Genomic DNA, 14,024 nt, shown 5'->3' with positions numbered 1-14,024 from the left:
GAGAGACATTTATGAATTGGGAAACACGCTTAACGAAGCTCTTAGGTATTAAATATCCGATTATTCAAGGAGGATTGGCTTACTTGGCCTACTCGGATCTTGGTGCTGCTGTGTCAAATGCAGGAGGACTTGGTCAGCTGACAGCGATGTCATGTGACAGTCCCGACATGCTTCGAAAGGAAATCCATCGTATTCGTGAATTAACGGACATGCCTTTCGGCGTAAATTATGCGATTGGCCAGCATGGCAGACCATATCTTGATTTTCTACATATTGCTGTGGAAGAGGAGGTCCCTGTCATTACGATAACAGGCGGGAATCCGGCGCCTGTCTTTGATGCCCTGAAAGCATCAAAAGCAAAGAAGCTTGTCCTTGTTTCATCAAAAAGACAAGCGCAAAAAGCGGAATCATTGGGTGCTGATGCGGTCATGGTTGTCGGACAAGAAGGCGGCGGCCACCTTGGAAAAGAAGATATAGGCACTATGGTTCTGACACCGTCTGTAGCCGACAGCATATCGATACCTGTTGTCGCTTCTGGAGGAATTGGCGATGGCCGCGGTTTGATGGCTGCCCTTGCTCTTGGTGCTGAAGGGATTGAGATGGGGACACGGTTTATAGCGACAGAAGAATGCACACATGCCCATAGTATCTATAAGCAAATGCTTGTTGATATGCAGGAGACAGATACACTTGTTATAAAGAAAAGTTTGGGAGCACCAGCCCGGGCAATAAATAATTCATGGGCTCAAAAAATCCTTGATATTGAAAAGACGGAAGGAACCTATGAAGCACTTAAATCATATATAAGCGGTAAAACAAACCAACGTTTTGTTTGGCAAGGTGAGACCGACAACGGCTTTGGCTGGGCCGGGCAAATAGCGGGCCGCATCAATGATATACCGTCGGTCGCTGACCTGATAAACAGGATCGTCGCGGAAGCCGAGACGATCAGTAATAAATGGAATTAGAAAAACCTTTGGAAGGGTTAACCCTTCCAAAGGTTTTTCTATTTATAACTTAATTTATATATTGGCATGAGTGTGTCAAAAGTGGCTTCTGCGAGTTTTATAATTGCTTCCCCATTTTTTAAAACAGGATCATCAGCAGGAATATGCCGTCCAACAAGAAATTCCGCTTTTTTTACATCATGGAAACGCTGCAGCACGCGAGTAAAATCAGCCTGTTCCGCTGCTTCGGCCTCATTCTTTGTATGGTCGACAGAAATGACATAATCACGAGGAATCATCGACCTGACATCATCCCTATGGTTAAGAAAGCGTTTGGCAACTTCTTGTTTTTCCGCTAGTTCATTAATATAGGCTAACCAAATGAACACATGATCCCCGAACAAACCAATTTGGAAATGGGGATGCTTTTTGTAGCCGCGTTTGTCAGAACAAATGGCAAGCCAAGTATCCTTTGGCGGATTGACTGTGCGTCTTGCATGTTTTGCAATATGTAAATACATCTCATTGCCAGTCAATGAGGACAGTGTATCAGTTAGTTCATTTCCAATAGCCTGAAATTTGGGTTGTATGGTATTTTGGATCGCGGCCATCCTCTCGTCAAGTCCATTTATCGAAAAAACATTAAAGTCGCTTTTTGTGAATCCTTTGAATATCATATAACATGCTCCTCCCTTGTCAGATCACTTAACAATAGTTTAATGAGAAGAATATTGGATGTCCAGTTAGCACACCTAATAATTTTTAACAGGTTTAAAGGCGTGACAATTGAGGAATTTATTAATCAAGAATCTGAATGTGTTGCATAGAATTGATAAAAATCATAAGATATTAATAACTTAATAAATCAGAAAATTAAGTTATCGGCTCTGAACTCCAGACTATGAAAAAACATTGGAAGGAAGTGTAGGTTACCATGAAACAGGTCATTCAAACGCTAAAAAGAACGGACGCTGAAAAACGTATCCCTGTTGTGAGAATGGAAATCGATTATGAATTGGCAACACTACACGATGCAATGATTGAAGATAATGCCGCAGAAATTAAGGCATGCAAAGTACGATTAGAAAAACTAAGACAGGAAATGTTGCGTTTAGAGGCTTGAAAGGGGGACCCTCCCGATTTATGATTGCGAGGGTCCGAATTATGCAGTTATAAATATACCCCAGTATTTTGCTTACTTTTCCTAATAAGTGAAAAGTAAGCTTTTTAAGTTTTTTGTATCGCTATTTTATGTCATACTCTATAATAGAACAAATTCAGGTCGGGAATTTTTAACAGATGTTTGCAAAAGAATAAGATTAAAGTAATGTATTAGAGGATAAAGGAGTATGTTATGAAAAATGAATTCTGGAAAGCACTGCATTGTAATGTAACAGAATGGATGAAAGAAGCGGGGGGGATTCTAGAGCAATCATTTACTGATCAACTCGATGTTCAATATAAGACCTCATATGATGATTTGGTTACAAACATGGACAAGCAGATAGAACAATTTTTTATTCAGCGCATTCATCAGCATTATCCTGATCACAGGATCATCTCCGAGGAAGGATTTGGGGACGATGTGACGTCGTCTGAAGGCATTTTGTGGCTGATTGACCCTATAGACGGGACGATGAATTTTGTTCACCAGCGCAGGCATTTCGCTATTTCGGTCGGTATTTATGAAGATGGTGTCGGACGTGCCGGATTTATCTATGATGTTATAGCGGATGATTTATATCATTGTATAAAAGGGCAGGGGGCATTCCTTAACCAGGCTAAGCTTCCGATGCTGAAGGATGTCAAACTTAATGAATCCTTATTTTCAATAAATGCGACATGGGTGAACAAAAACCGCAGAATTGATCCCGAGATCATGCAGCCCATCGCAAAGTCCTGCCGCGGGACCCGTTCTTACGGTTCGGCAGCGATTGAACTAGCTTATGTCGCTTCAGGGACATTAGATGCCTATTTCACCATGAGGCTTGCCCCATGGGATTATGGTGCGGGTCTTATACTGATTGAGGAAGTCGGGGGAAAAGCGACCAGAGTTGACGGCTCGCCAATTGATTTGCTTAATCAAAATTCCCTCCTTGTCGGGAAAAAAGGTTTGCAAGAAGAAATTGTTCAACACATCAAGAACGAGGTTAGCAAAGGGAAATTTATTCAAAAGGCTGATTAAAAAAATTTTATTTGGAGAAGCTAAGCACATTAAAAAAAGCGGGATGCATCCCGCTTTTTCCTTTTAAGTTAAGAGGACATTTTGCTTCTGATTACGAAACCAAGTCCCATAAAAACACATGCGCCAATGATGGCTAATATAACACCAATTGCGCTGCCATAGGCAACAGCTCCACCAATAGCCACCAAGCATGCGATGACAAGTACAGCCATAAATAACAAGATAATGTTCATGATTTCCGCCTCCATTTATAGTGTAGCGTAATAATAATAAAAGAAAAAGTCAAATAAACAATTTTTTGTGTTATAATTATATGGTTTATTGCAATTATGAGGAGAGTTAAAACAAAATGACAAATCGCAGAGAAGAACTAAGAAACGTAGCAATTATTGCTCACGTTGACCATGGTAAAACGACATTAGTCGACCAACTGTTGCTTCAATCGGGAACCTTTCGGAAAAATGAGCATGTCAATGAAAGGGCTATGGACTCAAATGATATTGAAAGAGAACGCGGCATCACCATTTTAGCAAAAAACACAAGCCTGTCATATAAGGACTTTAAGATAAATATTGTTGATACACCGGGACACGCTGATTTTGGCGGTGAGGTTGAGCGAATCATGAAAATGGTTGACGGTGTACTGCTCCTTGTTGATGCATATGAAGGTTGTATGCCTCAGACTCGCTTTGTACTGAAAAAGGCATTGGAGCAAAAGCTTAAACCTATTGTTGTCGTAAATAAAATCGACAAACCAATGGCAAGACCTGAAGCTGTTATTGATGAAGTACTGGATTTGTTTATTGATTTGGGTGCAGATGAAGAACAGCTTGAATTTCCAGTTGTGTACACATCAGCTGTTAACGGTGTCGCCGGCACTGAACCCGATCAAGTGGATCAAAGTATGGATGTTTTATTTGATACGATTATCGAACATGTCCCTGCACCGGTTGATAATCGTGATGAAAGTCTGCAATTTCAAGTCACAATGCTTGATTATAATGATTACGTTGGGCGAATTGGTATCGGCCGTATTTACCGCGGATCAATTAAAGTTGGGCAGCAGGCTGCACTCGTGAAAACCGACGGCAGCGTCAAACAATTCCGCGTAACAAAATTATTCGGATTTTTCGCTTTGAAAAAAGTCGAAATTGAAGAAGCTGTTGCCGGAGATTTAATCGCCATTACAGGTGTTGAGGACATTAATATCGGCGAGACGATTAATAATGTTGATCATATCGACCCGCTTCCAGTTTTAACGATTGATGAACCGACATTGCAAATGACATTTGTGGTTAACACAAGCCCATTTGCTGGAAGAGAAGGTCAATACGTGACAAGCCGCAAGCTTGAAGAACGTTTGAGTGCTGAAACGGAAAGAGATGTCAGCTTAAGGGTTGAAAACACGGATACCCCTGATGCATGGGTGGTTTCCGGACGAGGTGAGCTTCATCTTTCTATTCTCATTGAAAATATGAGAAGGGAAGGCTATGAACTGGCTGTTTCAAGGCCGTCTGTTATTATTAAAGACATTGACGGAAAACAATGTGAACCATACGAACGTGTTCAAATCGATGTTCCTGAAGAATACGTCGGTTCTGTTATTGAATCATTAGGAAAAAGAAAAGCCGAATTGTTGAATATGGAACAACAGGAAGGCGGCCAAAGCAAGCTTGAATTTATGATACCTTCTAGAGGTCTTATCGGTTATCGCCGTGATTTCTTATCAGAAACTCGCGGCTATGGTATTATGAACCATACCTTTGACCATTTCAGCCCAATCATTAATGAAACGATTGGCGGAAGAAGGCAAGGTGTGCTGGTAGCGATGGAAACAGGGCAAACCACGACGTATGCCATGGGACAGCTTGAAGACCGCGGCGTTATGTTCTTAGAGCCTGGTGTACAGGTTTATGAGGGCATGATCGTCGGCGAACATAATCGCGAAAATGATTTGACTGTCAATGTAACCAAAACAAAGCACGCGACAAACGTCCGTTCGGCAACAAAGGATCAAACAGTGACGTTAAAAACACCTAGAAAAATGTCGCTTGAAGATTCACTAGCTTATCTGGATGATGATGAGTATTGCGAAATTACACCGGAAAACATCAGGATGAGAAAGAAAATCTTAAATAAATCCGAAAGAGAACGGTCGGATAAGAAAAAGAAAGTAGCAAGATAATTAAGGAGTGACGGGAGGCGCCGCTGGTGAATGGGAAAACGGCATTTGATTTTTCACCTTATCCGCAATGGCTGTTGGACAATCCGATTACCTCTGATTATATGTTTGTGATTTTATATGCGACGATTGTCGTTTTATCAATTGTTGTGTACAAATTGGGATTTGCGAAAAAGTTACCGATCCTCAAATCCGCTGTCATATACATTTTGTTGTTGGTAGGCTGTCTTATTTTGGCAATACTAGCCCTGCAGCTGCCGATCGTCGGTTCCTTGTTTTTTGCAGCTCTCGTTCTTGTTATTTATAAAATCAGGCTCAATGCTTCAAAAAAGCGATCCAATAATAAAGAAGCGTAACTAAAAAAGCACCCGCTTTGCGGTTGCTTTTTTTTATTAGTTAATCAGAAAGTATAACTTTCTGACGCACATAAGTGCACTGGCTAAAGACGTAACATCCTGTTACAACACCAGTACTAGCACGTCCTGTGCGTCGCAACTACGCCTCTGTCTTCGCCAAAGGCTCGCCAATCGGCGAGTTTTCTTTAGCTCTCATTTTCCTTGGGTTTGCGGTGATGCACCTTGAATTGGCCGGTGGCCCAGCGGTCTTTGGTGCGCTCGCCAATCCGTTCTGTGCAAACGTCACACATATAAGTATGGACGGGACGGTTTCTTAACCGTTTTGCCATCAATGTTTCATCGTCAATTTTCTCAATCTTATCACATAAAACGCATTTTACACGCATGTAAGTGCCACCACCTTATGCGTTAAGTATATCAAAATCCGCAGCTTTGCTAAAGCATAAATGCCCCTCATAGAGGGGAGTTTATGCTTCATTCTTTTACCTCGTTGTTTTGCTGATTTTTAAGTTCCTTTTTTTGGTTGTTGTTATTAATGGAAGGCTGCTGTTTCGGCAATGGTTTGTTCTTCTGTTGGCGAGGTTTATTATTGATATTTGAACGGGTATTATTTGGATTATTTTTGTTTTGGCTTGGTTCATTTGCATTTTGCGGTAAGTCAGGGACCAATCGTTCGACGATAGCGGCTAATTCATTGGCAATACCAGGTCCTGCATTACCGCTCCGGATAGCCTTTCCCATCTCTCTTAGCCGTTGGACTGTGTCCGGGTCACTCGTCACGACAGCATTGGCTCCATATGGATCATTTTTTAATGCTTGTGTCACCGAGTATTTAATTGTGCCAACCCTGTTGCGGTCAAGATCTTTGTCGAGATCAAGACCGACCACGGCATAATCCCCAAATACAACAGCTGTGGCATCCTTCACATCGGGCGTGCTATTAGCCAATGATACAAGCCTTTTAGCAATTTGTCCGCCGCTTAGATTTTTATTTGATTCATTCACGCTTTGTTTTACCTCGTGAACGTTATTTTCCATGGATTGCTGTTGATCCGATTCATTGTTATTCGCGGTACAACCAGACAATATTAAAACACTGATACCTAAAAGGCTTATCCGATTTTTCATTATAATCCTCCTTAAGCTTATTTGTAGCTATTTTTTGTAACGCCGTCTATCTTTATTCTTTTGCACATACATTGATAAAAAAGAAAAGAGACTGTTATCACAGGAGGCGACATATTGGCAAAAATATATGTTCTGGACACAAATGTGTTATTACAAGATCCTTACGCGATTTACGCCTTTGATGATAATGAAATTGTCATCCCGGCAGTTGTGCTGGAAGAAATTGATTCAAAAAAAAGAAATATGGATGAAATCGGGCGCCACGCAAGACAAGTTGCCCGTATTATGGATAATTTAAGAGGAAAAGGCAAGCTGCATCAGAAGATTGCTCTTGAAAACGGCGGGTCGATTAAAGTTGAACTTAACCACCGCTCATTTAAATGTCTGCAAGACACCTTTTTAGAAATGACGAATGATAACCGTATTATTGCTGTGGCATTAAACTTAATGAAGGAAGAGGAGGAAAAGGAAGAACCGAGGCCGGTCATTCTGGTCAGCAAAGATGCACTGGTAAGAATTAAAGCCGATGCTCTAGGGCTGATCGCAGAGGATTTCTTGAATGACAGGGTCATTAATTTTGATGATATTTATTCTGGCTATGAAGAATTATACGTCTCTGAAGAAAGCATCAACCAATTTTATTTAGACAAGAGTTTGCAAATAAAGGAAGTCACACCAAGGGAATATCACCCCAATCAATTTATACTGTTAAAAAGCATGACAAACCAAGGGTCGGCTATTGGCATGGTTGATAAAGGCGGGGAACTGCTCCTGCCCTGTCTTTTTGGACATGATGTGACCTGGGGCATTAAGGCGCGCAATGTTCAACAAGTGATGTCCTTGGAGCTTCTCTTGCGCTCAGATGTTGACCTTGTAACACTTGTCGGTAAGGCGGGGACAGGGAAGACCCTGCTCGCTCTTGCTGCGGGTCTTATGCAGACTGAGGATCAGAAAATTTATAAGAAGCTTTTGATTGCAAGACCGGTCGTACCGCTTGGGAAAGATATTGGTTATCTGCCTGGCGAAAAGGAAGAGAAGCTGAGACCTTGGCTCCAGCCGATTTATGATAATCTTGAATTTCTTTTTAATACAAAGCGCTCGGGAGAGATTGAGAAAATTCTTGCCGGCATCAGCTCTATTCAGGTGGAAGCGATCACTTATATTAGGGGCAGGAGCATCCCTGAACAATTCATGATCATTGATGAAGCGCAGAATCTGACGAAACACGAAGTGAAAACAATTCTAACGCGAGTGGGAGAGAAAACCAAGATTGTGTTAATGGGTGACCCACAGCAAGTCGACCACCCTTATTTGGACGAATATAATAATGGGTTAACATATGTTGTTGAGAAAATGAAGGAGCAGCCGTTCAGCGGCCATGTCAAGCTCGCTAAAGGCGAGCGTTCCAATTTAGCGCAAATCGCAGCTGATCTGTTATAAAACAGGCTCCGCTTGACAAAAGCGGAGCTCGCAGACTACCCAACAATGATCTCGATTATGCCCTTTACGGGATGGCTTCGGTTAGAGCCGTCCCCGTAGTAAAAATGGATGGGCCCATCCTCCTTAAGAGCCTTGCCGTTACTGGAAAAAGCGAAAACACCTTCCTTTGCATCCTCAAGCGGCAATTCATAACGTTCATCGTTTTTTAATTCGAAAATAATCTTCCCGGCTGATTCAAGCGGTTCAGCGTTCTCGATAAAAGGTTTGGCGGGGATGACGAATGAGTCAGTCAACCATTGGTTTTTTCGATACTTTTTCACACTCTGTTTTATAGGTGGTTTGGCCATTTGCTTGCCAAGTTCGGTTTGATTAGTATAATCTTCTTCATTTGTTGGGTTTTCGGCCTTAGAAAAGTAATCCCCGATTTCCATTTTACGATCATCGAAAATCCAAACGCTTGGATCAAGTGTAATCGTGTACTTAACTTGTCCGGATAAGGATAATATTTGGTGCAATGCAGATCCCTCATTTCTTAAAACATAACGTTCTTAATAAAGTATAAATTGTATGACATGATTTGTCATCCTGAGTAACATACAAGGAATAATTTCTTGCAATTTTGTCCCGTAACCGTTAAGATGAAAGACAGGATGGTGATTGAGACGGAGGGGATCAATTTGTCTACTGAGATTGCAGCAGGTCATCGCGAGAAAGCCTATGAGTTACTTAAAGCTGATGCTCATAAGATCCTTAAATTAATTGAAGTACAAATGGAGAATTTAACGATGCCTCAATGCCCTCTTTATGAGGAAGTGTTGGATACGCAAATGTTTGGTCTGTCACGGGAGATTGATTTTGCAGTGAGATTAGGTCTTGTGAATGAACAGGATGGCAAAAAGCTGCTGGAATCACTTGAGAGACAGCTATCAGCACTTCATGATGCATCGACCCGCGATAAATAATCAAGACTCAGACTATCATCACTATAAGCGGATAGTTCTGAGTTTTTTCATACCATTTAGTTTCATCACGTTGTCGCGTTATTTAGATAAATTACTATAACTTTCTATTATTGCATTTTGATGAATCATCTGTTTGTATAGTGAAATGCATGCCAAAATCAGATATACTTAAAGACGATAGATTGATAGAAAGATAGAATTCAACGCTATAATAACGGGTGAAATGCATGTTAAAAAAATTATTTCGTCACTATGATTATTCATTGCTTGTAACGACACTTTTACTGATAGGTTTTGGCCTGATTATGGTTTTCAGTGCAAGTGAGATCTATGCGATCATGAAACTTCAGAAATCTGGGGATTACATTTTCATCAAACAATTAGTATGGTGTGTAGTCGCTGTCATATGCGGTTTTATCGGTATGATCATACCTTATAAAATGTATAAGGCCATAGTTAAACCGATTACTCTGGTTTCTATTTTGCTGTTAATATTGGTTTTTGTTTTTGGTCAAGCCCATGGCGGTGCACAATCCTGGATAGCGCTTGGTCCATTTAACATTCAACCTGCTGAAATTGTCAAATTGACAGTCATCATTTATTTAGCTTCCGTTTTTTCGAACAAACAAGCTTTTATTTCAGATTTCAAAACAGGTGTCATGCCGCCTTTGGTGATGATCAGCATCCTATTCCTGCTCGTTGCCTTACAGCCGGACCTTGGCAGTGCCATGATCATCGCAGGCATTGCTGGAGCGATAATATTGTGCTCTGGGATGAGGTTTAAGCATTTAATGTCACTGCTTGGCCTCGCTGCGTCTGCTATTCTAATTCTGTTTTTATTTGTTATGACAAACGAGCAGGCAAGCCGTATATCGTCAGCATACGACCCTTTCTCTAATATGCAGGGGGATGGGTGGCAGTTGATCAATTCCTACATTGCGATAGCTTCTGGGGGACTGATAGGGAAAGGCCTCGGTCAAAGCATAGAAAAGGCGGGCTACTTGCCCGAAGCTCATACCGACTTTATCATTGCGATTATTGGAGAGGAGCTTGGGGTCCTTGGCATTTTATTTGTTATTCTTTGCCTGGGCTATCTTGTTTTTAAAGCGATCGTTATCGCCATCCGATGTAAGGATGTTTTTGGCAGTTTGCTGGCAATAGGCATTTCAAGCTTTGTAGCAATCCAGACATTTGTTAATCTTGGGGTTGCATCAGGCCTTATGCCACTAACTGGTGTGACATTGCCTTTTATTAGTTATGGAGGCTCCTCTTTGGTCATCATGACATTTACCATTGGGGTGCTTATAAATATATCAGCCTTCGTAAATATGAGAAGAAAGAACCAAAGTACACAGGAGGAGATGGAGCGTGTCAACACAACAAATTGAAAAAGTATTAGTTGCAAACCGCGGAGAAATCGCCATCCGAGTCTTTCGGGCGTGCACCGAATTGAACATTCGGACTGTCGCCGTGTATTCAAAAGAGGACTCAGGTTCCTTTCACCGCTATAAAGCTGATGAAGCTTATCTTGTTGGAGAGGACAAAAAGCCGATTGATGCTTATCTGGACATAGAGGGTATTATCGAGATCGCCAAAGCCCATCAGGTGGATGCGATCCATCCGGGTTATGGTTTCTTATCGGAAAATGCCACGTTCGCCAGACGATGTAAGGAAGAGGGCATAGTATTTATTGGCCCTGATGTTGAACAGCTTTTGACTTTTGGTGATAAATCTAAGGCACGTGATGCCGCTGTACGGGCAGGAATACCGGTAGTTCCCGGCAGTGATGGTCCCGTCCAAGGCATTGACGCCATTAGAGATTTCGCAGGAACTCATGGCTACCCTATCATGATTAAAGCCGTTTCAGGCGGGGGCGGACGGGGCATGCGAATCGTCCGAAGTGAGCAGGGATTAGATGATGCATACGCAAGAGCCAAATCCGAGGCAAAAGCGGCATTCGGAGAAGATGCTGTGTATGTTGAGAAATTTATTGAAAACCCAAAGCACATCGAAGTTCAGATTTTAGCTGACGCGGATGGCAAGACGGTTCACTTGTTTGAGAGAGATTGTTCTGTGCAGCGCCGCCATCAAAAGGTCGTGGAAATAGCGCCCAGTCTGACACTATCGGATAAACTCAGACACGACATATGTGATTCAGCTGTGCAGTTGATGAAAAGCGTCGGTTACAAAAATGCCGGCACTGTTGAATATTTGGTTACCGAAAATGGCGAATTTTATTTTATTGAAGTCAATCCTCGGGTACAGGTCGAACATACCATAACAGAAATGATCACGGGTATTGACATTGTTCAATCACAAATCCGGATTGCCGAAGGGTACAAGCTTAACGAGAAACCTTTGGCCATACCTGAACAAGATGCAATCCTTCCAAATGGCTATGCAATCCAATGCAGGGTCACGACGGAGGATCCAAGTAACCAATTCATGCCTGATACCGGTAAGATTATGGCTTATCGGACTGGCGGAGGCTTTGGTGTAAGGCTTGATGCAGGCAACGGATTCCAGGGCGCCGTCATAACTCCTCATTACGATTCATTGCTTGTGAAGGTGTCGACTTGGGCATTAAGCTTTGAAAATGCTGCATTTAAAATGTTAAGAAACTTACAAGAGTTCAGAATCCGAGGGATTAAAACAAACATTTCCTTCCTCGAAAATGTCGTCAAACACCCGACATTTCTAGCCGGTGATATAAATACATCATTTATTGATACGACGCCTGAATTGTTCGTGTTTCCAAGGCGCCTTGACCGTGGTACAAAAATGCTCACATATATTGCCAACACGACAGTGAATGGCTTTCCGGGCATCAAACAAAGCAAGAAACCTTTATTTGATAAACCAAAACTCCCGCACGTTAAACTGTCGGAAAAGGTGCCGAGCGGCACAAAACAAGTGCTTGATGAGCAAGGTCCAGAAGGCGTGGTCGACTGGATTAAAGCCCAAAAAGAGGTGCTTTTAACTGATACCACCTATCGTGATGCCCACCAAAGCTTATTGGCGACACGGATGAGGACACGGGACATAACGCGGGTCGCAGAACATGCAGCAAGGCTTGTGCCAAACCTGTTTTCAGCTGAGGTGTGGGGCGGGGCAACATATGATACAGCACTCCGTTTCTTGAGAGAAGATCCTTGGGACAGGCTTAACATTCTTCGTCAAAAAATGCCGAATGTCATGTTCCAAATGCTTTTAAGAGGCTCAAATGCCGTAGGATACAAGAACTATCCCGATAATTTAATTAAGTTGTTCGTTAAAGAAGCAGCTGAAGGCGGTGTGGATGTCTTCCGGGTGTTCGATAGTTTGAACTGGCTTAAAGGGATGACACTTGCTATTAATGCGGTCCGGGAAACTGGCAAACTGGCTGAAGCCACAATATGCTATACCGGGGATATCCTTGATTCTCAAAGAACGAAATACGATTTAAACTACTACAAAAACCTTGCAAAAGAGCTTGAAGCATCAGGCGCACATATCCTTGCCATTAAAGATATGGCGGGCCTTCTAAAACCAGAGGCAGCCTATCAGCTAATATCAGAACTTAAGGAAGCTGTTGATTTGCCAATTCATTTGCATACGCATGATACTAGCGGGAATGGGATTTATACCTACGCCAAGGCGATCGATGCCGGAGTGGATATTGTTGACGTGGCAATTGAGTCAATGTCTGGCATGACCTCACAGCCAAGTGCGAACGCCCTTCATTACGCTCTTGCCTATCATGAGCGCCAGCCGAAGGTCAGTATAGAAGCTCTCGATAGTCTAAGTCACTATTGGGAAGGTGTCAGAGATTACTATCAACCGTTTGAAAGCGGGATGAAGGCGCCTAATTCAGAAATTTATAAATATGAAATGCCGGGCGGACAATACAGCAATCTTCAGCAGCAGGCTCAGGCGGTTGGTTTGGGTGACCGTTGGGGAGAGGTTAAAGAAATGTACCGCAAGGTTAACCAAATGTTCGGCGATATCGTTAAGGTAACGCCATCCTCCAAAGTGGTCGGCGATATGGCGCTTTATATGGTGCAAAATGACTTTTCCGAAGACGATATCTTTGAAAAAGGTGAAAAGCTCGATTTTCCAGATTCAGTCATTTCATTTTTTGAAGGAGTGCTGGGTCAGCCTTATCAAGGGTTTCCAAGAGAGCTGCAGCAAATTGTTTTAAAAGGAAGAGAACCTTTGACAGACCGTGCTGGAAAGTTTCTGGATCCTATTGATTTCAGGGATGTAAGGGAAACGTTAGAACAGAAGCTAAACCGTAAGGCGAAGGTTGAAGAGCTGCTCTCTTACGCACTCTATCCAAAAGTCTTTTTGGACTATCATCAATCAACGGAAACGTATGGTGATGTGTCAGTGCTTGATACGCCGATATTCTTCTATGGCCTAAGGCTGGGAGAAGAGGTTGCAGTTGAAATTGAGGAAGGAAAAACCCTTATTGTAAAACTAGTCTCGCTTGGCGAAGCACAAAGAGATGGAAAACGCACTGTGTATTTCGAACTTAATGGACAGCCGCGTGAAGTCGTTATCATTGATAAAAATATTGAAACAACAGAAGTGCTAAAACCAAAAGTGGATCCAGCTAACCCTAATCAACTGGGGGCTTCAATGCCAGGGACTGTTATTAAGGTCCTTGTTGAAAAAGGCAAAAAAGTGCAAAAAGGGGATCACCTAATTATAACGGAAGCCATGAAAATGGAGACTACCGTCCAGGCGCCGTTTGCCGGCACTGTCAAACAAGTTCATGTACAGGAAAACGATGCGATTCAATCAGGTGATTTACTCATTGAGTTGAATTAAAAATGGTATAAA

14 protein-coding genes are annotated in these 14,024 nt (G+C 42.2%); 9 read left to right on the top strand and 5 right to left on the bottom strand.

The features are described from left to right. Positions 1 to 11: 11 nt before the first annotated feature. Positions 12 to 968, top strand: coding sequence for an NAD(P)H-dependent flavin oxidoreductase (locus EV207_RS05410; protein WP_132744450.1), 957 nt, complete (start codon positions 12 to 14; stop codon positions 966 to 968). Between the two features lie 38 nt (positions 969 to 1,006). Here the strand turns inward: EV207_RS05410 and EV207_RS05405 are convergent, their stop codons facing one another. Continuing rightward, positions 1,007 to 1,624, bottom strand: a complete 618-nt coding sequence (locus tag EV207_RS05405; RefSeq protein ID WP_132744448.1) for a YktB family protein — start codon at positions 1,622 to 1,624, stop codon at positions 1,007 to 1,009. A 257-nt stretch (positions 1,625 to 1,881) separates the two neighbouring features. On the opposite strand from EV207_RS05405, the gene EV207_RS05400 reads away from it, so the two are divergent. Next, entirely contained in the window at positions 1,882 to 2,070 is a 189-nt protein-coding gene (locus EV207_RS05400) for a hypothetical protein (RefSeq protein WP_132744446.1), read from the top strand. Between the two features lie 231 nt (positions 2,071 to 2,301). Then, complete coding sequence (locus EV207_RS05395) at positions 2,302 to 3,132, top strand: inositol monophosphatase family protein (protein WP_132744444.1); 831 nt, start codon at positions 2,302 to 2,304, stop codon at positions 3,130 to 3,132. 68 nt (positions 3,133 to 3,200) lie between these two features. On the opposite strand, the gene EV207_RS22950 is transcribed toward EV207_RS05395, so the two are convergent. After that, a complete protein-coding gene (locus EV207_RS22950; protein ID WP_165886839.1) occupies positions 3,201 to 3,365 on the bottom strand; it encodes a DUF5325 family protein in 165 nt (54 codons plus the stop codon). 116 nt (positions 3,366 to 3,481) lie between these two features. Here EV207_RS22950 and typA point away from each other — a divergent pair, with 116 nt between their 5' ends. Together typA and EV207_RS05385 are read left to right on the top strand one after the other, a co-directional pair. Then, positions 3,482 to 5,317, top strand: coding sequence for a translational GTPase TypA (gene typA / locus EV207_RS05390; protein WP_132744442.1), 1,836 nt, complete (start codon positions 3,482 to 3,484; stop codon positions 5,315 to 5,317). 71 nt (positions 5,318 to 5,388) lie between these two features. Next, entirely contained in the window at positions 5,389 to 5,670 is a 282-nt protein-coding gene (locus tag EV207_RS05385; protein WP_424511351.1) for a YlaH-like family protein, read from the top strand. A gap of 185 nt (positions 5,671 to 5,855) precedes the next feature. Here the strand turns inward: EV207_RS05385 and EV207_RS05380 are convergent, their stop codons facing one another. After that, the gene (locus tag EV207_RS05380; protein WP_132744440.1) at positions 5,856 to 6,056 is read right to left on the bottom strand and encodes a YlaI family protein; all 201 of its coding nucleotides are present in this window, start codon (positions 6,054 to 6,056) and stop codon (positions 5,856 to 5,858) included. Between the two features lie 88 nt (positions 6,057 to 6,144). Further along, complete coding sequence (locus EV207_RS05375) at positions 6,145 to 6,798, bottom strand: YhcN/YlaJ family sporulation lipoprotein (RefSeq protein WP_132744438.1); 654 nt, start codon at positions 6,796 to 6,798, stop codon at positions 6,145 to 6,147. 114 nt (positions 6,799 to 6,912) lie between these two features. On the opposite strand from EV207_RS05375, the gene EV207_RS05370 reads away from it, so the two are divergent. Beyond that, the gene (locus EV207_RS05370) at positions 6,913 to 8,238 is read left to right on the top strand and encodes a PhoH family protein (RefSeq protein ID WP_132744436.1); all 1,326 of its coding nucleotides are present in this window, start codon (positions 6,913 to 6,915) and stop codon (positions 8,236 to 8,238) included. A 35-nt stretch (positions 8,239 to 8,273) separates the two neighbouring features. Here the strand turns inward: EV207_RS05370 and EV207_RS05365 are convergent, their stop codons facing one another. Then, complete coding sequence (locus EV207_RS05365) at positions 8,274 to 8,753, bottom strand: peptidyl-prolyl cis-trans isomerase (RefSeq protein WP_132744434.1); 480 nt, start codon at positions 8,751 to 8,753, stop codon at positions 8,274 to 8,276. A 135-nt stretch (positions 8,754 to 8,888) separates the two neighbouring features. On the opposite strand from EV207_RS05365, the gene EV207_RS05360 reads away from it, so the two are divergent. From EV207_RS05360 to pyc, 3 genes are all read left to right on the top strand, one after another. After that, entirely contained in the window at positions 8,889 to 9,200 is a 312-nt protein-coding gene (locus EV207_RS05360; protein ID WP_424511350.1) for an Fpa/YlaN family protein, read from the top strand. 227 nt (positions 9,201 to 9,427) lie between these two features. Further along, positions 9,428 to 10,588, top strand: coding sequence for a putative lipid II flippase FtsW (gene ftsW / locus EV207_RS05355; RefSeq protein WP_132744430.1), 1,161 nt, complete (start codon positions 9,428 to 9,430; stop codon positions 10,586 to 10,588). Next, the gene (gene pyc, locus EV207_RS05350; RefSeq protein ID WP_132744428.1) at positions 10,569 to 14,012 is read left to right on the top strand and encodes a pyruvate carboxylase; all 3,444 of its coding nucleotides are present in this window, start codon (positions 10,569 to 10,571) and stop codon (positions 14,010 to 14,012) included. Before ftsW ends, pyc begins: the two co-directional genes overlap by 20 nt. The last annotated feature ends 12 nt before the right edge of the window (positions 14,013 to 14,024 follow it).

This window comes from Scopulibacillus darangshiensis (assembly GCF_004341035.1).
GTDB lineage: Bacteria > Bacillota > Bacilli > Bacillales > Sporolactobacillaceae > Scopulibacillus > Scopulibacillus darangshiensis.
Note: the sequence above shows the minus strand (reverse complement) of the source record. Positions and strands in the feature narration are given on the sequence as shown.

Bases quoted from the DNA above. Each gene is read 5' to 3' on its own strand.
- EV207_RS05410 (WP_132744450.1), top strand. From the start codon at position 12: ATGAATTGGGAAACACGCTTAACGAAGCTCTTAGGTATTAAATATCCG.
- EV207_RS05405 (WP_132744448.1), bottom strand. From the start codon at position 1,624: ATGATATTCAAAGGATTCACAAAAAGCGACTTTAATGTTTTTTCGATA.
- EV207_RS05400 (WP_132744446.1), top strand. From the start codon at position 1,882: ATGAAACAGGTCATTCAAACGCTAAAAAGAACGGACGCTGAAAAACGT.
- EV207_RS05395 (WP_132744444.1), top strand. From the start codon at position 2,302: ATGAAAAATGAATTCTGGAAAGCACTGCATTGTAATGTAACAGAATGG.
- EV207_RS22950 (WP_165886839.1), bottom strand. From the start codon at position 3,365: ATGAACATTATCTTGTTATTTATGGCTGTACTTGTCATCGCATGCTTG.
- typA (WP_132744442.1), top strand. From the start codon at position 3,482: ATGACAAATCGCAGAGAAGAACTAAGAAACGTAGCAATTATTGCTCAC.
- EV207_RS05380 (WP_132744440.1), bottom strand. From the start codon at position 6,056: ATGCGTGTAAAATGCGTTTTATGTGATAAGATTGAGAAAATTGACGAT.
- EV207_RS05375 (WP_132744438.1), bottom strand. From the start codon at position 6,798: ATGAAAAATCGGATAAGCCTTTTAGGTATCAGTGTTTTAATATTGTCT.
- EV207_RS05360 (WP_424511350.1), top strand. From the start codon at position 8,889: ATGGTGATTGAGACGGAGGGGATCAATTTGTCTACTGAGATTGCAGCA.
- ftsW (WP_132744430.1), top strand. From the start codon at position 9,428: ATGTTAAAAAAATTATTTCGTCACTATGATTATTCATTGCTTGTAACG.